General features: G+C 61.9%; 9 protein-coding genes and 1 pseudogene. 6 read left to right on the top strand and 4 right to left on the bottom strand.

The window, feature by feature from the left end; all coding sequences use genetic code 11:
• Positions 1 to 398: 398 nt before the first annotated feature.
• A complete protein-coding gene (locus tag OUZ45_RS17010) occupies positions 399 to 884 on the bottom strand; it encodes a GNAT family N-acetyltransferase (protein WP_266171354.1) in 486 nt (161 codons plus the stop codon).
• A 692-nt stretch (positions 885 to 1576) separates the two neighbouring features.
• Here OUZ45_RS17010 and OUZ45_RS17005 point away from each other — a divergent pair.
• Complete coding sequence (locus OUZ45_RS17005) at positions 1577 to 2584, top strand: T6SS immunity protein Tli4 family protein (RefSeq protein ID WP_266171352.1); 1008 nt, start codon at positions 1577 to 1579, stop codon at positions 2582 to 2584.
• Positions 2585 to 2759: 175 nt separating this feature from the next.
• On the opposite strand, the gene OUZ45_RS17000 is transcribed toward OUZ45_RS17005, so the two are convergent.
• Both OUZ45_RS17000 and OUZ45_RS16995 read right to left on the bottom strand, forming a co-directional pair.
• Positions 2760 to 4043 (bottom strand): SGNH/GDSL hydrolase family protein, encoded by a 1284-nt coding sequence (locus OUZ45_RS17000; protein ID WP_266171351.1) that lies wholly within the window; start codon positions 4041 to 4043, stop codon positions 2760 to 2762.
• 662 nt (positions 4044 to 4705) lie between these two features.
• Positions 4706 to 5416, bottom strand: a complete 711-nt coding sequence (locus tag OUZ45_RS16995; RefSeq protein WP_266171350.1) for a response regulator — start codon at positions 5414 to 5416, stop codon at positions 4706 to 4708.
• 399 nt (positions 5417 to 5815) lie between these two features.
• Between OUZ45_RS16995 and OUZ45_RS16990 the strand changes: the two genes are divergently transcribed.
• The 5 genes from OUZ45_RS16990 to OUZ45_RS16970 all read left to right on the top strand — a co-directional run bounded on the left by OUZ45_RS16990 (position 5816) and on the right by OUZ45_RS16970 (position 19671).
• The gene (locus tag OUZ45_RS16990; protein WP_266171349.1) at positions 5816 to 6073 is read left to right on the top strand and encodes a hypothetical protein; all 258 of its coding nucleotides are present in this window, start codon (positions 5816 to 5818) and stop codon (positions 6071 to 6073) included.
• 74 nt (positions 6074 to 6147) lie between these two features.
• Complete coding sequence (locus tag OUZ45_RS16985) at positions 6148 to 17325, top strand: autotransporter-associated beta strand repeat-containing protein (RefSeq protein WP_266171348.1); 11178 nt, start codon at positions 6148 to 6150, stop codon at positions 17323 to 17325.
• Positions 17326 to 17855: 530 nt separating this feature from the next.
• A complete protein-coding gene (locus tag OUZ45_RS16980; RefSeq protein WP_266171347.1) occupies positions 17856 to 18218 on the top strand; it encodes an ArsR/SmtB family transcription factor in 363 nt (120 codons plus the stop codon).
• Complete coding sequence (locus OUZ45_RS16975; protein WP_266171346.1) at positions 18196 to 18696, top strand: SRPBCC family protein; 501 nt, start codon at positions 18196 to 18198, stop codon at positions 18694 to 18696. Before OUZ45_RS16980 ends, OUZ45_RS16975 begins: the two co-directional genes overlap by 23 nt.
• 36 nt (positions 18697 to 18732) lie before the next feature.
• Positions 18733 to 19671 carry an alpha/beta fold hydrolase gene (locus tag OUZ45_RS16970; protein ID WP_266171345.1) on the top strand — a complete coding sequence of 313 codons (939 nt, stop codon included), beginning with the start codon at positions 18733 to 18735 and terminating at the stop codon, positions 19669 to 19671.
• A gap of 154 nt (positions 19672 to 19825) precedes the next feature.
• Here OUZ45_RS16970 and OUZ45_RS16965 read toward each other — a convergent pair.
• Positions 19826 to 19976 (bottom strand): annotated as a pseudogene (locus OUZ45_RS16965) (IS3 family transposase); the annotation flags it as partial.
• Between the last annotated feature and the right edge of the window lie 217 nt (positions 19977 to 20193).

Here is a 20193-nt window from a genome sequence, read left to right as displayed (position 1 = left end):
GTTATCTCGACTGGCGCGATCTGCCCGCAGACCGGCTGGTGGCAATGCTTCGAAACAGGGAATGTTGACGGCGGCCGCCTGCGCGGCCTGCAGCCAGAACGGTGACTGGCGTGATCTTGGTGCCGCATGAAACACAGCGGCTGGCGATCAATGGCACGACGGGACGGCATGCCCTCCGGCCAGGCCGGAGCAGGGCGTTTATGAGTCTATTGACTCGGACGGCGAATCAATAGTCCAGGGTATTCCGGGCCGTGTCGTCGGCGAAGTTACCGAACGGCACTTGGCGATAATGGAACGGATCTACCAATCGTACGTGGCGCGAATAAGGCGCTACGTGGAGAACAACATTCGCTGATTGTGGTTACCTGAAACGCCGGCTGGCCCTGATTCCGTGTCAATTAGAACGCGCAATACATGACATGGAGCCCGACGCGGCCCAACGTGGGGTGCGAGAAAGCGCCGGGAACCGTGCCGACGATGTGGAAGCCAAGCCGCTGATAGAGTTCGACGGCCGAGCGATTGGACTCGACGACGGCGTTGAACTGCATTCCCGCATATCCGCATTCCCGCGCCCAGTCCAGCGCGAACCGGCATAGCGCGGTGCCCACGCCGCGTCCACGGGCATCGGCCGCGACCATAAAGCTGGCGGTCGACACATGCGATCCCGGGCCGGGGCGGTTGGTTCCCATCTTGGCGGTGCCAAGGACGCGGTCGCCATCCACCGCGACGACGGTCAGCCCCGGCGGTACCTCGATCCAGATGCTGTGCGCCTGCGTCGCGGTCATGGCCGGGTCGAAGGGGAATGTCTCCAGCGCCTGTACGACGTCACGCACGATAGGCCAGACTTGGGGCCAGTTGGTTTCCACAAATGCTCGAATATGCATGGCTCGCACTTTAGTGGCGACTTCGATGCCTCGCCCACCCGATCACGTCCTGTAGGAATTTTCCTACACATTGATGCGCTCTTCACCTCTACAGATCGCTAGCCGCAAGTCCCAAACTACTTCGGTCCGGCTAGTCAGGCTTCCTTGCCGACGCCCCGGACTCAGGACATAGCGGTTACGGACGACTGCAGGCCCCATGGATGGGGCTTTTTTTTTGCGAGCTGAGCCTAGGCCATCTCTAATGCCCCGCCGAAGTGCAGCGCCAGTACGGGGTCCCAGGCCAATTCCAGACCCGACCGCATGAGGGCCACGTAGTTGGCGAACGGTATGTGGTTGTCCAGACCCTTCAGTTGCTGCAAATCGATCCCGCAAGCATGGCTCAGCGCCAGCCATGACCCGAGCGTCCCTGATGGAAGGACTGCGCGTGCCCGGGCGGTTTCGGCATGCCTACTTGCCTCGGCCCAAAGCGTGGTCCTCGTCAACGGGTAACGCGTTGCAGTCGGCGACGCCATCGCCGCTATCGATGAGTCCTACCCCTGGAAAATTATTCAGGACGCGATTCCTGTTCCAAACCTACCTCAAAGTAAAGGAGAGACATGTTCCACTCCCGGCGCCCCCACCGATTCGTCAGACTCAGCTTCGCAATCCTCGCTGGCTTCTGCATCCTGACTGTTCATGCCAAGGAGCCTTTGATGAATAAAGTATCCAGCATCTGTTTTGGTCGATTCGTGATCGATTTACCGGAAGGTAGTCAAATAAGAGAGCTGGGGCAGCAATCTGAATTCATGTTCGGACCGATTGAATCTGAGCGCACGGAAATTGACGCAAAGGGCTTTTCAGAAAGAATGTCGCAGCGTGAAAGCGAAATTAAGACAAAGAAATTGAAGCATATTTATCAGTTAACAAAAACAATATCACCATCGTCAGATACGCAGATATTCCTGGCGTCGCGAGACGCGTTTGGCAGTCTTGGTTATGGATTTGACGCCCATCGGTTGGATAAAAATGTTCTATTTTCTATGACGCAAACCGGTTTTGATCCAGAAAATATCGACTCGGTGGTCTCAAGTCTGCAGCATGACCTGCTTCCGCATTTACGCGCCCGTCAGCAGGATGAAATTCCATCAGATCCGGGTTTTTGCATTAAAGACGGCTTTGTCGCCAACGACGGTAAAGACAGTCCATTTGAAGAGGCCAGGGTTCAAATTAACTTGAAGGAATGGCCTGATCTGTGGGTTTCCGTTTATAGCCAGACTGTCAGTAAGGCCGGTGACAAAACCTTGATCCAACGTGTGGACAATAACCCTTTGCCAGCAGAACTCGCATCGATAGCTGGGAAGATGCGAACTTTGCGAAAAGGTAAGCACTCGGTGGGTAGCCTTGCCGGCGAGGAAGTGCTGGACGTATTGCCCACCGAAGAGGGATTCAAGATACATGATTTCACGTGGGAGGCCTTGGGTGCAGTACATGACTCGTTTAAGCCTACCTTGCATCTGGAGTTTTCATCCGGAAACGGACAAGGGGGCGGATCACACGTCCAGCCGACGCTCACAGATGATCAAGCCATCAAGCTATTCGATAGCATCGTCAATTCAATACGGCTGCGTCCAACTGGACCTGCCAAAGTCAGCAGTGCGGAGCCGACACCATCGTCCCCGCAAGCGCCATTGGGTGCGGCTATCTCGGCCGGCAAGCAATAGCTAGCCATAAGGGGTCAGAGATATTTTTTTTGAAAAAATGGCGTGAACAAATGTCTCTGCCCCCTTATTTTCGCGCTTCGCGCCGACCGATGGCGGCCGCACCTATGGCGAGCAGGGCGGTCGCCGCCAACACAGGCGCCGCCCTCCATCGTCAGTCGCTTGTTGCTGTCGAGTATCAGTCTTCGAGCACGCCGAGATCGATGGAGTTCGCCATCGCCTGGTATCCAACGTCGTTGGGATGCAAATGATCGCCGGCGTCATAAGCGGGCAATAGGGCGGTGGGATTGGACGGGTCTCGCACGATCCGATCGAAATCGAGTACGCCGTCGGCGCCGTTCTCCGAGCGCACGAAGGCGTTAACGGCCTCGCGCTTCATTTCCCCTGCGGCGTCGTAATACGAGGCGCCGTTGTAAGGGGTTATTGTCGCAAGGTATATCTTGATCCCGCTGGCGTTCGCCTGGGCGATGGTGGCCTGCATGGCCGCGATGATCTGATCGGCGGAAACGTTTTGCTGCGGAATGAGCTCGCCGATGCCGATGTCGTTGATGCCCAGCAAAATCAAGACGTGGGTCGCGCCCGAAACACCGGCAACGTCGTGGGCGAATCGCGTTACGCCGGCAGGGCCGACGCCGTCGTAGATCCAGCGGTTGCCGGCGATGGCGGCATTGACCACGCTCACACGGCCCAGGTCATCAGCAGCGGCCTGCACGCGATTGTCGAGGTAGTTGGGCCAGCGGTGGTTGGCATTCGGGGTGGAGCCGTATCCGTCGGTAATCGAATCACCGAACGCCACGACGACCTTGTATGGATGCGCTGCCAGGTCGGTGACGCCGTCCGGGGCACCAGCCGTCGAGGCATCGACCTCACTGAGCCAGTAGTAAGAGTCGCTGGGCGTGGAACTGCCCATCGTCGCGGCGCCTACCTGATTGCCCGGGGAGAGGTAATTGGTTTGCATGCCGATCGTGTGGGTGGTGACGACGGGCGTGTTCAGCGGTACGTACAGGCTGATCGCCAGATCCGATTGCGTCGGTACCTGCAGGTAGACCGGGTCGCTCCATCGTTCTTCGCCGGGCGCGAGCGTTACGGAGCTATCGCCGCCGAATCGAAGCCTGTGATCGGTGGCGAGGTCGACGCCACCATTGCCCGTGCTGCGTGCAATCCGGGCCTCTCCGAAGGTGACGGGGGTGGTTCCGAAGAAATTGGACAGTTTGACGCGGATCAGGCTCCCGCCATGCGATGTGTGGACAATCTGGCGGACTGACTGATTCGAGATACTTTGAGGCGGAACGGTGATGCCGGGAAAGAGGATGTTGTAGTTCTGCGGCGCCGCATACCAGGTTGCGAACCACGGTGGTTGAACGCAGGCTGCCGACAAGAGCACAACCAACGCCATGCAGGCGATGACTCTTCCGAGTAAATGAAAAGTGCGAGTGCCTCTCTGAGATGCGCGCTTACTCATGACCATTTCTCCTGATGGTGGTTTGCACGTGTGTTACTGAGGGCGTTTCGACTTAGGGGCAGGCAAAAGCTGTCAAGCCGCCCGGGCGAGCGGGCGGACACGCAATAAACGTTCTTGGTTGATTGTGGGGAGCGGTCGTTTTATCGCCCGTCGCGTGGTGATTTCGTGACGAAAGGCCGGGCAAGGGTGTCACCGTCCTGATGGGCACTCGAGAAGGGCGTGTGCAGCGACCAGACGCGACGGCGCCGAAGGAGCCCGACGCGACCGACAGGAAGGTCGGATATAACAACCGGGTGATTAGAGAGGGTTATCGAGGGTAGGGTACGACCGATTCGGCAATCGGTGGCCGGAGGTGACCCGTATTTATTGGAAGGAAGATGACGAGTGACGTATCGATAAGGACGGATCGGCTACGCAGACCACTTGGATCATTGCTTTTCAGCCAGGTTATCGGCCATTGACTGATTACGTCGAGCGGGCACAACGCGCCACTGGGTAAAGCAGGGACAGGGAGCCTGAGCCAGGTGGTGTGGACGAGCGTTGCGTTTGTTTTCGTGCAGGCTTGGCGCAACAAAGCGATGGGCGGGGTCAGGGGCAGCGCGGCGTGCTGCCAGGTGTAAGGACGTAGGACGGTATCTCATGCAGTGGACGGATAGCGCTCGCTAATCGGTCAACAACCCCAGGCTTCTCGCTTCATAGATAGCTTCCGCCTTGGAGGTGACCTTGAGCTTGGTATAGATGCGTCGCACGAAGCTGCGCACCGTGAAGGGCGATAGCTCCATCAGCTTGGCGATTTCATGGGTCATGAAACCCTTGGTGATGAGTTCCAGCACTTCTTTCTCGCGCGCGGACAGAAGTTGCGGCGTTTCGTCCGGCGTGGTCGGTCGCTCCGTTTCCCTTCGCACCGTTTCCCTTACGCCGATTTGCCGGAATCGCACGAGCACCTGCCGCGCAATGATCGGACTGATGGGGCTGCCGCCACTGGCCAGGCTGCGAATCTCGTCCACGATCCTGGCGGGGGAACTGTCCTTCAACAGATAGCCGGATGCACCGGCCTCGATCGAGCGGATGACGTGGGTTTCATCGCCGAAGTTGGTGCTGACCATAATGCTGCAGCTACTCCATTGCTGCACGGCGGCTTTGATGACATCGATGCCGGAGCCGTCGGGCAAGCCCAGGTCTACCAGCAACACATCGGTCGGCGCCCCCTGTAACAGCTTTAACCCTTCGGCACGCGTGCCAGCGGTAGCGGCAAGCCGGATATCTTGCGCCCCCTCGATTGCTTCGGTAAGCGCCCTGTTGAAACCCAGGTCGTCCTCCACGATGGCCACGTGGATCAGGGGCACGGCTTGGCCGGCAGCCGGTAATTCCATGAAAAGTCCAGGATTCCTAAAGAACGTAATTTTGCGGCGCGATTGGCAACGATACGTGTAGCGTTTTTGTTCTACATACAGCGTTCCGCGCTGTCCTCACGATAGCCGACTTATTGCTATCCACCGGGGGATACATGGATCGCCGTGCCCACTTCATTCCGTGCCAGCCCAGGCCGTGGCCACGCTCCAAGGCCCAAGCCAACAGCAAGCTGTCGCACTGCGAACGGGCATACCCGACGCAAAGCGGCAAGCTTTGCCTCCATCAAAAGTCCGCTTGACCAGGCGTCTCAGCTTACGGGCAGCGGCACTTGCATCTGCCAAATACACCATTAAGCTTCCCGCGCCGCCACAAAGCGTGATGTGAGTCACAACATTTCGTCGCCATCGGATACAGGGGCCATGGCTAAACGCATTCTTTTCGTCCCGGGCCTGCCGCGCCCGGTTGCCGTGTGGTTGCAGTCAAGCGCGCGTTTTCGCGTTGGTGCCTGCAACACGCCTGGCGAGATCAGTACTTGGCGCAAATACCGGACGCTCATCGCCGATGAGCCACGCCAGCGCGCACCGAAAGTGATCCGCGACGTCATCGAGGAACGTGCTTTTGCACTTGCGTTCCTGCGCATCGATGGCCTGTGCGCGCACCACATGCGCATCGCCTGATTCCACCCGCTTCCTTCTTCTTCGCCCCACGTGTGCCGCACCGCGGCGCCGCGAACAACATCGAGAGACTGATCATGAATCGCATTTTCCGCCTGGTCTGGAACCATGCGCTCGGCACGCTGCAGGTAGCTTCGGAGCTGGTGCATTCACCGCATGGCGGCGCCGGCGGCAACACCGAAGCCGCGCCGCCGCGCCGGCGCCCGCTGACGCTCGCGTGCCTCGCGGTACTGGCGCTTTGCACCAGCCTCGCCGCTCCCGACGTTTGGGCCACCACCACGCAAGGTGCCAACGGCGCAAACGGAACGGATGGTTCGTACTGGACCAATCACGTCATCACGGCCCCGGGCGGCGCGGGCAGCAATGGCGGCATCAATGACGGCGGCGCCGGCGGCGCTTTCAATGACAGCGGCGCCAATGGATCCGGCCCCGCGGGAAGCGGCGGCAGCGGCGGTCTCGTGGTGAATAACGTCAGTGGCGGTGCCGGCGGCGCGGGCGGCGGCGCGGCCACCGCAACCGAAGGCGGCGGCGGTGGCGGCGGCGCGCTGGGCCCCTTGGCCAACCTCAGCGGCGGTAACAATGGCGGCGGCGGCGGGGGCGGTGGTGGCGGTCTGGGCGAAGCCATCAACACGTCGACGACCAACGCCACCGGCAACAGCATCGTCGGTGGCAATGGCGGCAACGGCGGCATCGGCTCCAAAGGCCCCGTGGGCTCGACGTGGGTCGGCGGCAGCGGTGGTGGCGGCGCGGGCGGTACGGGCGTGAATGCAAACCATGTCACGCTGACCAACAACGGCAGCATCAGCGGCGGCAACGGTGGCAATGGCGGCGCGGGTAGCGGTGGCAGTTACTACGTCAATGGCGCAAGCGGCAATGGCACCAACGGCGGCGGCGGTGGCGGCGGCGGTAATGGGGTTGCTGGCAGCAACCTGACGCTCATCAATAGCGGCACGATCAGCGGCGGCCGCGGTGGCAGTGGCGGCGCCGCTTACAACACGAGCGGAGCCAATGGCAGCAATGGCGACGCCGTATTGTTCACCAGCGGCAGCAACTCGCTCACGCTGAATGCCGGCTCGGTCTTGAACGGTGCCGTAGAAGTCACCAGCAATGCGAGCGCAACGATCATCGCCGGCGCCAGCGGCTTGAATCTCGACGGTGGGTCGCTCGGCAATAGCGCGTTGATCGTCAACGGCGCGACGACGATCAACAGCAACGACAACGCACTTGGCATCTCGGGTGTTGTTTCCGGCAGCGCACCGCTAGTCATCACCGGCGGCACCAACCAAACCGGCACGCTTACGTTGAGCGGCGCCAATACTTACACCGGCAGCACCAGCATCGAGACGGGTACGCTGGCCTTGTCAGGCGCCGGCAGCATTGCGCAGTCCAGCGATGTGAACCTGATGGTGCCTGCGACCACCTTCGACATCAGCGGTACCACCCATGGTGCATCGATCGTTACGCTGGATGGCAGCGGCACGGTCAACCTGGGCAACCAGGCGCTCACGCTTAGCAACGCCAGCGGCAGCTTCAGCGGCGCGCTCAGTGGCAGCGGCAGCCTGGTGCTGGCCGGTGGCAGGGAAATGCTTTCCGGCAACAGCAATAGCTCCGGCGGCATACAGATCAATGCAGGCACGCTCGCCATAGGCAGCAACCAGGCGCTCGGCACCGGCGCGGTGAACATGGCGCCGGGCACGACGCTGTCGTTCGCTGCGAATGGGCTTTCGATCGCCAACGCTTTCAGCTTGAACGGCGACCCCACCTTCGACGTGGCCACTGGGCAAACCGATACCGTCAGCGGCGTGATTGCCGATGGCAGCTCGCCGGGCACGGTGGAGAAAACCAGCGGCGGCCAGCTGGTACTTACCGCCGTCAACACCTACAGCGGCAACACCAACATCGATGGCGGCACGCTGGCATTGACGGGTAGCGGAAGCATTGCCCATTCCAGTGGCGTAAACGTCAGTAGCGGCACCACCTTCGACATCAGCGGGACCAACAGCGGCACGTCGATCACTTCGCTGTCCGGCAGCGGCAGCGTAAACATCGGCAACCAGACGCTTACCCTGACCAACGCCAACGGCACGTTTTCGGGCGCGATCAGCGGCAACCCCGGAGCCGGGCTGACACTCAACGGCGGCACGGAAATCCTCACCGCGTACAACCCGATCTTTGGCGCAACCACCATCAATGCCGGCACGCTGGTGCTCTGGGGGGCGGGCGGCATCTTCCATTCCAGCGACGTCAACATCGCCGCCGGCGGCACCCTCGACGTCAGCGGCGCCAGCAATGCACAGTTCGATTCGCTGGATGGCGGCGGCAACGTAAACCTGGGTAGTCAGCTGCTCACCCTCACGAATGCCAGCGGCACCTTCAGCGGCGTGCTCAGTGGCACCGGCAACCTTGCAGTGGAAGCCGGCACGGAGAGGCTCACGGGCGCCAATACCTACCGTGGCGCAACGACGATCGGCGGTGGCGCCACGCTGTACATCAGCAATGCAACGACGCTCGGCTACAGCAACGGCCTGTATTTCGACAACGGCACGCTGCACCTGATGGGTCTCTCCCTGCCTGGTTTATTGCCGATCACCGTCTCCGGCGGCGGTGGAACCGTCGCCTTCGATAATCCGGGTTCAAACGACACGACTTTCCAAGGGCGGATCACCGGTAATGGCCCTCTGACGATCGAAAACCTCAATCAGACTCAAATCATCGTTCTGAATAACGGTAACAATACGTACCAGGGCGGCACGACAATCGTTTCAACCAGTGGCAGTCAAATGATCGTCCAGGCATCCGTGACTGGCGCTTTGGGTAGCGGTAGCGTGACCGTTGGCCGCAACGGGAGCCTGCAGTTCTTAGACGCTTATGGCCAAGGCCAAGTCAGTGCCGGTTCGCAGACGATCAATCTCACAACCCCTACCAGCTTCCTCGAATTTGACCAGAACAGCTCAGCGAACCTTGCCACCATCAATCTGCTGAGCGGTGGCTCCGCTACTTTCTCCGCGGGCAGCGATGCGGGCAGCGCCCACATCACGAACACGGGCAAGAGCTCGTACGTCATGTTCTTCAGTGGATCCACGGCCGGCAATGCGACCATTGTCAATAATGGCACCTACACTTCCGCCTCCTTCCAAGGAGGGAACGGCGGCAATGCCACCATCACCAACAGCAATGGCGGCAACACCATCTTCAATAGCTCGGATGCCGGCTCCGCCAAGGTAACCGCCAATAGCGGCGGAATGATCACCCTGGAAGGCACCAGCAACGCCGCCAACGCGACGTTCGTGAACAACGGCGCGGTGTACGTCCAGGGATTTCAAAACGCGCCCATCACGCCATCCATCGGATCGCTGTCCGGCAGCGGCAACGTCTATCTCAGCAGCAACTACGACGCCAATTTCAATGCCGTTCCCTTTACGCTCACCCTGGGCGGCTTGAACCAGAACGACAGCATCAGCGGTGCGATTGTCGACAACTACAACGCGCGACAAAGCGCCGGCGACAGCCTGGCTAAGATCGGCACGGGCACGCTGACCCTCAGCGGCAATAACACCTTCAGCGGCGGCGTGCAGATCAATGCCGGCGCACTGGCCGCAGGTAGCAATCACGCGCTCGGCACCGGCGGCACGCGCATGGCGACCGGCACCCGACTCAACTTCGCTGCGGACGGCTTGTCGCTCGGCAACACGTTCGCCTTGAGTGGCGGGACCACCTTCGATGTCGCCAATGGCCAGGCCGGCACCATGACCGGCGTCATCAGCGACGGCACCGCGCCCGGCAGCTTGCGGAAAACCGACGGCGGCACGCTGGTGCTCACCGCCGCCAATCTCTACAGCGGCGGCACCACGATCAGCGGCGGCACCCTGTCGGTATCCGGCGACGGCAACCTCGGCGCCGCGGCGGGCGCCGTCACACTCGATGGCGGCACCCTGCAAGTCACCGGCAACGCGTACACCGGCACGAATCGCACGATCAACCTCACGAGCAACGGCGGCGGGCTCGACATTGCCGACGCCGCCAACGCATTCACCGTGAGCCAGTCGATCAACAACAACGGTCACCTTGCCGTGTCCGGCGCGGGCACGCTGCTGCTTACCGGAACCGACCGCTTCGGCGGCGGTATAACGATCGATAACAGCAACCTGCAGATCGGCAATGGCGGCGGCAACGGCACGATCGCCAGCGACATCGTCGATAACGGTACGCTGGTGTTCAACGAAAGCAATGCGGTGATGTACAGCAATGCCATCTCCGGTAATGGCAACCTGATCCAGCAAGGTGCCGGCAAACTGGTCCTGGCCGGCAGCAACAGCAGCGCTTTTACCGGTACCACCACGGTGGCGAACGGTACGCTGCAGGTGGGCTATTCCCCTGCCAGCAATGCCACGCTAGGCGGCAATGTGATCGTGAATGCCGGCGCCACGCTCGGTGGCTTCGGCACGATCGGCGGCAACGTCACAGTGCAAACCGGCGGCAACGTCACGCCGGGCAGCCTGACCGGTACGCTGACCGTGAACGGCAACTTCACTGCCGCGCAAGGCAGTGTGCTGAATCTGTTTCTCGGCGCACCCGGCGCCAACTTCCAGACCTTCGGCAGCGGCCCCAATGCGCAGGTGAACGGCAACCTTGCGCTCAACGGCCTTACGCTCAATGCCTATAGCTCCAACATGGGGCCCGGCATCTATAACCTCTTCACCTACGGCGGCACGTTGAACGAGAGCGACGGCGGCATCGTGCTGGGCAGCGTGCCTGCCGGCCAGGCGATGCAACTGCAGAATCTTACTGCGCAGAAGCAGATCAACCTGATCGACACCACCGGCTACACGCTCAATATGTGGAACGTGAATGGCCGGGCTTCCGCCACGCAGATGGGCGGCGGCAGCGGCACCTGGTCCGTCACCTCGCCAATGTGGACCAATAGCGATGGCAGCGTACCGAACGCGCTCATGCAACCGCAGCCGGGCTTTGCAGTCTTCGGCGGCGCGCCAGGCACCGTGACGGTCGACAATAGCGCTGGCGCCGTCAATGCTTCCGGCATGCAGTTCTATAGCAACGGCTATGTAGTGAGCGGTGGTGCACTGCAATTGATCGGCCTGAGCGGCCCTGGGCCCATCATCAACGTGGGCGACGGCACCGCGGCCAGCACGAGCACCACGGCAACCATCAACAGCGCACTGATCGGCAGCGCCGGCCTGGTCAAGACCGACTACGGCACCCTGGTGCTCGGCGCGGCCAACACATACTCCGGCAACACGATCATCCAGCAAGGCACGCTGTCGCTCGCCGACGGTGCCAGCATCGCCAACACGCCCTACGTGGAAGTGGACAGCGGCGCCAGCTTCGACATCAGCAAGGACACGCAGGGCGTCTCGATTCCCTGGCTGCAAGGCAGCGGCACGGTGAACCTTGGCAGCCAGACCCTCACGCTCACCGATGCCGGCAGGTTCGACGGTGTCATCCAAGGTAGCGGCGGCGGGCTGACCCTGGCCAAAGGGATAACGCAATTCACCGGCGCCAGCACCTACAGCGGAACGACCACGATCGACGCAGGCGCCGAACTCGACCTGTTGAATAGCGGCAGCCTCGCCAGCTCCACGCTCAAGGTGCTCAGCGGCGGCACCTTCAGCATCATCGGCACCAACGGCGGCAGCTCGATCGCCTCGCTGCAGGGCAGCGGCAGCGTGAACACCGGCACCCCATCGCAAACGCTGACGCTGACCAACGCGGCCGATACGTTTAGCGGCGTGATCGGCGGCAACGGTTCGCTCGCCGTGGCGAGCGGCACCGAAACACTGACCGGCACCCAGACGTACGCGGGCTCTACCACCATCAACGGCGGCACTCTGGCGCTGTCGGGCAACGGCAGCATTACCAGCCCGCGCGGCGTGACGATCAACAACGGCGGCACGTTCGACATCAGCGCCACCAACAGCGGCACCTCGATCACCACCTTTGCAGGCGGCGGCAGCGTCAACCTGGGTGGACAGACGCTTACGCTGACAAATGCCAACGGCAGCAACACGTTCAACGGCGCCATCAACGGCACCGGCAATCTCACGCTGAACGGTGGCACGCTGCACCTCTCCGGCAGCAACACCTACACCGGCACCACCACCATCAATACCGGAGCCACGCTGATCGGCGAGAACGCGCAGGCGCTGGGCAGCACGGCGGCGTTCGATCTCAACGGCGGCACGCTGCAATCAAACGCCAGCAGCCTCGCTGTCTCCGCAGCGGTGGCGCTGGGTGCCGGCAGCAACACCATAACCACCCAGGCAAACGACAGCGTGCAACTGGACGGCCAAATCAGCGGCAGCGGCAGCCTGAATTTCATGAGCCCTGGCGGCAGCACCCTGATATTGACCAACAGCAACAACAACTATCAGGGCGGCACCAAGATCGGCAACGCATACGGGGGCGTGACCGTCGCCGAAGTGAAAGCAACCGGGGCCCTGGGCAGCGGGAGTGTCGAGGTGGCTTCGTCCAGCGCACTCGACTTTATCGGCACCAGCGGCAACATCGTCAGCGCGGGTTCGCGCACGATCACCGTCGATAACCGCGGCAACATCAGTTTCGGTAACAACAGTACGCTCGGCTCCGCCACGCTCAACATGGCAAACGGTGCACAGGGCACCATCGGCGGCGCTTCCATCGGCGATGCCCACATCAACAACAGTGGCATCGTGATGGTGGAAGACGCCAACTCCGGCAATGCCGTGCTGACCAACGTCAGCAACAGCATCGGATCGGGCGGGGCCGGCGGTCCGTTCCCCTATACGGGCGGCATATTCGGCTTTTTGGGCAACGATGACATGAGCAGTGCCACGGTGGTGAACAACGCCGGCAGCGCGGTGTTTGTCACCGGTATCTCCGGCGACGCCAGCGCACTCTCGATCGGCTCGCTGTCCGGTGGCGGCGACGTACTGCTGGGCACCAACGACGATGCCAACAGCAATCCTCTTCCGCTGACCTTGACCCTTGGCGGCTTGAACCAGAACGACACCATCGGCGGCGTCATCAGCGACAGTCTCATTGACCCGAGACAAAGCTCGGGCGACAGCCTGACGAAGATCGGCACCGGCACGTTGACGCTGACGGGCAACAACACCTACACCGGCGTCACCACCATCAGCAACGGCACTTTGCAGATCGGCAACGGCGGCACCAGCGGCTCGTTGATCGGCAATATCGCCGACAACGCGACGCTGGTGTTCAATCGCAGCGATACGGTGAGCTATACCGGTTCGATCTCAGGCCATGGCGCGATCGTGCAGCAAGGCACCGGCGCCTTGACGTTGGACGGCAACAGCAGCACCTTCACCGGCACCACGACGGTGGCAAGCGGCAGCCTGATCGTAGGCAGCGCCGCCGGTAATGGTGCGACACTGGGCGGCAATGTGATCGTCGACAGCGGCGCTTCGCTACTTGGCCTCGGCACGATCGGCGGTAACGTCAACGTGCAGTCCGGAGGCATCGTCACGCCCGGCACGGCATTCGGCGTACTGACCGTCAACGGCAACTTCGCCGCCGCGCAAAACAGCGTGCTCAACGAATCCTTCGGTGCACCGGCTCCGAGTTTCCAGGTCTATGGCAACGGCACCAGTGTGAAGGTCGGTGGCGACCTCACGCTCAACGGCGCCATCCTCAATGTGACCGATGCCGGCGGCATGGGGCCTGGCCTGTACAACGTGTTCACCTACGGCGGCACGCTGAGCGAGAGCAACGGCGGCATCACGCTGGGCAGCACGCCCGCGGGGCAAACGCTGCAAGTGCAGAACCTCACCGCGAGCAAGCAGATCAACCTGGTCGACACCAGTGGCCTCACGCTCGCCATGTGGAACGCGAACGGCCAAGCCTCCGCGACGCAGATGGGCGGCGGCAGCGGCACATGGTCCGTCACGTCGCAAGTGTGGACCAGCAGCGATGGCAGCGTGCCCAGCGTAGCGATGCAGCCGCAACCTGGTTTTGCGGTGTTTGGCGGCACGTCGGGCACGGTGACGGTGGATGACCGCGCAGGCCAGGTCGCCGCTGCCGGCATGCAGTTCGATGTTGGCGGCTACACCCTCACCGGCGACTCGCTGGCCCTCATCGGCAGCAACGGCCGCGCACCGGTGATCCGCGTGGGCGACGGCAGCAGTGCCGGCAGCAACATGACGGCCACCATCGGCAACGTCATCAGTGGCAACGATGGATGGGTGAAAACGGATCTCGGCACCCTGGTGCTTACGGGCAACAACACCTATACCGGCGGCACGACGATCAGCGCTGGCAGCCTGCAAATCGGCAATGGCGGCACGACGGGCGGGATCGGCGGCAACGTCACCAACAACGGCTCGCTGGTGTTCGACCGCAGCGATGCGGTCAGCTTTGGCGGCGTGATTTCGGGTAGCGGTTCGCTCAGTCAGATGGGCTCGGGCACATTGACGCTCACGAGCGTCAACCCTTACTCCGGCACTACAACGATCAACGCGGGCAAGCTGGCGTTGTCAGGCAGCGGCAGCATCGCAAATTCCAGCAACGTAAGCGTAGCCAGCGGTGCGACGTTCGATATCGGTGGCACCTCCAGCGGTGCATCGATCACGTCGCTGAGCGGCAGCGGTAGCGTGAATCTCGGCAGTCAGACGCTTTCCCTGACCCATGCCAGCGGCAACTTCAGCGGTGTCATCAGCGGCAATGGAGGCGTCACCCTGGCGAGCGGCAACGAGACACTCTCAGGCACCAATGCCTATACCGGAGCCACCACGATCAACAGCAGCGCCACGCTGACGCTGACGGGTGACCTGACAACGTCCAGCAACATCATCGACCACGGCACGCTGGATGTATCCGCCAGCACGACGGGCGTGTCGCTGAGTCATCTGAGCGGCGACGGCGTGGTTGTGCTGGGCAGCAAGCCGTTGACCTTGAGCAACACCACCAGCAGCTTTGCCGGCGTGATCGCGGGCAACGGCGGACTGGTGCTGTCGAGCGACAACGTAACGCTGGCCGGCACCAATACCTATGGCGGAGGCACTACGATCAACAACAGCACGCTGTCGGTATCCAGCGAGGCAAACCTTGGTGCAGCAACAGGTGCGTTGACCATCAACGGCGGCTCGCTGGGCATCACCGGCCATGCGTTCGGCGGAACGGCACGCGCGATAGCGCTCGGCACCCACGGTGGCGACCTGGATATCACCGATGCCGCGAACACCTTCACGGCCACCCAGGCATTGAGCGGTAGCGGCGCACTGAGCAAGTCCGGCGCGGGCACCCTGGTGCTCACCGGCAACAGCGTTTACGGCGGCGGCACCACCATCAACGCTGGCACCTTGCAGATCGGCAATGGCGGCACGTCGGGTTCGGTGACTGGCGATGTCGTCAATAACGGCACACTGGTTTTTGATCGCAGCGATGCGGTGAGTTTCAGCGGCGCGATTTCCGGCAACGGCTCCCTTTCCAAGAAGGGCACCGGCAACCTGACGCTGACCGGCGCCAACAGCTACGCCGGCGCTACCACCATCGACGCAGGCAGCTTGCAGGTGGGCAACGGCGGTACCAGCGGCTGGATCAATGGCGGTGTCAGCGACAACGCTGCCTTGGTGTTCGACCGCAGCGACGCAGTGACCTTCTCGGGCGTGATTTCCGGCAGTGGTTCGCTCGGCCAGGCCGGCACCGGCACACTGGTGCTGGATGGTCAGAGCAATGCGTTCACCGGCACCACCACGGTGCAGAACGGCACACTGGAAGTCGGCGACGCCGCCACGACGTCGGCCTATCTTGGCGGCAACGTCGCGGTGAATGGCGGAGGCACCTTGCGTGGCCATGGCACCATCGGCGGCAGCGTGACCAACGGCGGCACCGTATGGGCCGGCGGCTCGATCGGTACGCTCACCGTGCAAGGCAACTACACGCAAGCCGCCAACGGTGTGCTGCGGGTAGAAGCGACACCCGGCGGACAGGCCAGTCTGCTGAGCGTGGGCGGTACCGCCAGCCTGGCGGGCAGTGCGCTGGTGCTGGCCGACAACGGCAACTGGCTGCCGCACACCAGCTACACCATTCTCAGCGCAGCCGGCGGCGTGAGTGGGCAGTTCGCATCCGCCAGCAGCAACTTCACCTTTCTGACGCCGACGCTGAGTTACGCCGCCAACGATGTAACGCTGGCCCTGCAACGAAACAACATCAACTTCAGCGCCGTGGCGCAAACGCAAAACCAGATCGCCGTGGCCACGAGCCTCAATACGCTGAGCTATGGCAACGCCATCTACGACGAGCTACTACTGGCGGATGCGAACACGGCTCGCATCGCATTCGATCAGATGAGCGGCGAAATCCATGCCTCGGTCCGCACCGCCATCATGGACGACGAACACGATGTGCGCGACGCCGTCACCGAGCACCTGCTGGACTGGACGCAGGAAACCGGCGGCCAGTCAGGCCGGATGGACAACGGTACTTCCGTGTGGACGGCGGCGATGGCTCGCGGCAGCAGTCATCAAGGTGATGGCAACGTGTCCACGCTCGACGCCAACGGTGGCGGCATGCTGCTGGGTGCAGATGCGCCTATCGGCGACGTTGCGCGTGTAGGCGCCTTGATCGGCACGGGTAATCTTTCCGATAGTGTCGGTTCGCTGGACTCGACCGCGCACGCGCACACCCGCCATGCCGGTGTCTATGGCAGCCTGCAAGTGGGGGGCTTTCAACTGATGAGCGGTGCGTTCTACGGCTGGCAGCACCTGAGCACCGATCGCCACGTCGACTTCCGCAACGTGGCCGGCGCCAATACCACCCGATATAACGCCAACACGGCGCAAGGCTATGTGGATGCAAGCTACGTGTTCACGCTTGGCCGCGGCACGCTCGCACCGTTTGTCGATCTGGCGGCACAGCGGCTGCACACCGATGCCTTCTCCGAATCGGGTACTGCAGCAGCACTCAGCGGCAATGCGCACACCAGCACGCAAACCTACGGCACGCTGGGTTTGCGCGGCGCCGTGCAAGTTGATCCACAAGGCGCGGTGCAGGCCCATGCCAGCCTGGGTTGGCAACACGCATGGGGTGATACGACCCCCGCGGCCACCATGCAGTTGGTCAGCGGCAGCAATGCATTCACCGTCCAAGGCACGCCTGTGGCGCGTAACGCCATGGCCATCACGGCGGGCTTGCGCTTCCTCGCCACATCCCACCTCTCGCTGGATGCGACCTACAACGGACAGTTTGCCTCACGCGTCAACGATCAGGCTGCCCATCTCAGCCTTACCTACGCGTTCTGAAAACGTTCGATTCGGATGTCAGCTGCCAGGATAGAAAACGCCATTTGGCAGCTGACATCCAAAAAACCGAGCTCTTGATTGAAAACTTACAACCAGCGGCAAGTGTGGTGTCTCACAAGGACCATCAAATAATTCCGGCGTCTTTCGCCGCGATCCGGAGTTGCTCGTCATAGCGCCAACTATGACTCCTCAGGCCGGGCAGGGGGGCCATCATTCTGATTGGCACTTGAGAAGGGCGTGTGCAGCGACCAGACGCGACGGCGCCGAAGGAGCCCGACGCGATCGACGGGAAGGTCGCATATAGCAACCAGGTGATTAGAGGGAGTTATCGGGGGTAGGGCCAGCGACTGCTTTCAACCCTGAGGGGTCTTCCGACGTCTTGATCTGGCTGCCACAAAGCCGCCAGTCGGAACTTTGCCCGCGCTCGGCATGCGCAGTTTGGGCTCGGAGCGATCGAGCAGCTGCGTGCGATTTGCGCCCGTGGGGTCATCCGCTTGCAAACCAGCCATGCGCGCCTTACAGTGAACCACATGGTTCACTATCAAGCCCGCCTCGACGCAACGTTCGCCGCACTCGCCGATGTCACCCGACGCGGCGTGCTGGAGCAGCTCGGGGGTTCAGACGCCTCGATCACCGACCTTGCCCAAAGGTTTCACATGACCCTCACGGGCATGAAGAAGCACGTCAGCGTCTTGGAGCAGGCGGGGCTCGTGATTACGGAGAAGGTCGGGCGCGTACGAACCTGCAAGCTCGGACAGCGCCGACTGGAAGAAGAGGCCGCCTGGATCGAGCAGCACCGCCAACTATGGAGCGCACGCTTTGATGCGCTGGACAAGCTTGTCGAACACCTGAAACGCAAGGAGAAGGCAAATGCCAGAAGCAAAAGAAGGTAGTTCCGCCGCCATGAACCGCACCGTTGTGGAGCGCAAGTCCGACCGCGAACTCGTCGTGAGGCGAACGTTCAATGCCCCCGCGCGCATCGTCTTCGAAGCGTGGAGCAAACCCGAATTGTTCAAGCAGTGGTGGGTTCCGAAGTCGGTGGGCATGTCGCTGGTCTCGTGCGATATGGATATTCGCACCGGGGGCACGTATCGCCTCGTGTTCAGCCATCCGGCCTTCGATCAACCGATGGCGTTCTTCGGCACCTACAGAGAAGTAACGCCGCACAGGCGTCTTGTATGGACGAACGAAGATAGCGACCAGGGCGCCTTGACCACGGTAACGTTCGAAGAAAATGCCGGCAACACGCTGGTCACCTTTCACGAACTCTACCCCACAGAAGCGGCCCTCGACGAAGCCCTCGCCGGTTCGGCGGAAGGCCTGCCCGAACAGTTCGCACAGCTGGATGAGTTGCTCGCAGACGGATCGTGACCACACCGCCGCTACCGCCGTATGGAAGGGATGGCGATGCAACACACGATCACCACCGCGCTGGCCCATTCGGCGCCACGTGAGGACGATATGCTCAGACGCGATTTCCTGAAGACCGCCATGGCGACCGCAGTGCTGACTGCGGCCCTTCCCGTTCAAGCCAAGGGGACTCTCACCAGTTCGAACGAGCATTTTGCCGACGTCAATGGCCAGCATCTCTTTTACAGCGTGCATGGCGCCGGCAAGCCACTCATTCTTCTCCACGGTGGCATCAACCCAGACAGCTTCGGGAGCAATCTGGCCGAACTGGCCAAGCGCCGGCAGGTGATCGCCGTCCATCTCCAGGCACATGGGCGCACGCCAGACACGGACAGGCCACTGCGCAGTGAAACGCTGGGCGACGACATTGCCGCCCTGATCGGCCATCTGAACCTCGGCAAGGCCGACGTCATGGGTTACTCGCTGGGCGCCAGCGTCGCGCTGCAGACCGCTATCCGCCATCCGGACGTGGTCAACCGGCTCGTGCTCGTGTCCGCGACGATGAGGCAGGACGGCTTTTATCCGGAGGGGGTGGCGGCCTTCAAACAGTTGAAGGCCAACGCTGCCACGTTCGGCCCTGGCGTCAAGGCATCGCCGCTAGGGGCGGCCTATCCCAATGTCGATTGGACCAACCTCTTCAGGAAGGTTGGTGACCTGACCAAACGCCCCTTCGACTGGAGCGCCGACGTTGCCAAGCTTCAGGCACGCACACTGCTGGTCTTTGCCGACGCTGACGCCATCCAGCCCGAACACATGGTCGAGTTCTGGAAGGCGTTGGGAGGCGGCCAGCGCGATGCCGGGATCGATGGCTCCCTGCGGCCCGCAAACCAGCTCGCCATCGTGCCGAACACCACGCACTACACGCTCGCCGTGGACCCGATGCTGCCGGAGATCGTCGAACGCTTCCTCGGCGCTGCATTGAAGGCAGCAGGTTAGGGGCCCGCGAAGCGCTCTCGGAGCTATCAGCGCGCGGGAGATGCGCAACGCGCTGCGAGTCCTGCAGGCATAAGTGCTAACAGGGCGTGCATTGCGCACAACAATTCTGTAGCAATGGAGGGACTAGAAAAGTTCTGTCCTTGGCCATTGTTCAGATGCGTTCAGCCGCCCGGCTCAGGCGCGTCGCCGGCAGATTTAGATCCACCTCGATGGCTAGCGCTTCGCAGCTGAAAATTGTCGACGACATTGAAGATTCGGAAGCGCCGTCCATTCCGCAGCGCATCCGAGATAAGGATGATCGACCATGCCGGCACGTGCTACCTGAGGAAACGGCCGAGCAGCCTATTGAATCCATGCGCGATTAGAGTGCGTTATCGGGGGCAGGGTGAGTGTCTGCTTTCGACTGCGGATTCAGCCGGTCGTTGCAACAGATTGATGAAACCGTTCGGCCGGTGTTTCGAAGTGTAAGGTCTTTCTCGGACGCGCATTCAACTGTCGAGCCACGGCGTTGAGCTTGGCTTG

This window comes from Dyella subtropica, assembly GCF_026283965.1.
Classification (GTDB): domain Bacteria; phylum Pseudomonadota; class Gammaproteobacteria; order Xanthomonadales; family Rhodanobacteraceae; genus Dyella_D; species Dyella_D subtropica.
Note: the sequence above shows the minus strand (reverse complement) of the source record. Positions and strands in the feature narration are given on the sequence as shown.

What these genes read in the sequence shown, in the direction of transcription:
- OUZ45_RS17010 (WP_266171354.1), bottom strand. Translation starts at nt 884, where the DNA reads ATGCATATTCGAGCATTTGTGGAAACCAACTGGCCCCAAGTCTGGCCT.
- OUZ45_RS17005 (WP_266171352.1), top strand. Translation starts at nt 1,577, where the DNA reads ATGAATAAAGTATCCAGCATCTGTTTTGGTCGATTCGTGATCGATTTA.
- OUZ45_RS17000 (WP_266171351.1), bottom strand. Translation starts at nt 4,043, where the DNA reads ATGAGTAAGCGCGCATCTCAGAGAGGCACTCGCACTTTTCATTTACTC.
- OUZ45_RS16995 (WP_266171350.1), bottom strand. Translation starts at nt 5,416, where the DNA reads ATGGAATTACCGGCTGCCGGCCAAGCCGTGCCCCTGATCCACGTGGCC.
- OUZ45_RS16990 (WP_266171349.1), top strand. Translation starts at nt 5,816, where the DNA reads ATGGCTAAACGCATTCTTTTCGTCCCGGGCCTGCCGCGCCCGGTTGCC.
- OUZ45_RS16985 (WP_266171348.1), top strand. Translation starts at nt 6,148, where the DNA reads ATGAATCGCATTTTCCGCCTGGTCTGGAACCATGCGCTCGGCACGCTG.
- OUZ45_RS16980 (WP_266171347.1), top strand. Translation starts at nt 17,856, where the DNA reads ATGGTTCACTATCAAGCCCGCCTCGACGCAACGTTCGCCGCACTCGCC.
- OUZ45_RS16975 (WP_266171346.1), top strand. Translation starts at nt 18,196, where the DNA reads ATGCCAGAAGCAAAAGAAGGTAGTTCCGCCGCCATGAACCGCACCGTT.
- OUZ45_RS16970 (WP_266171345.1), top strand. Translation starts at nt 18,733, where the DNA reads ATGCAACACACGATCACCACCGCGCTGGCCCATTCGGCGCCACGTGAG.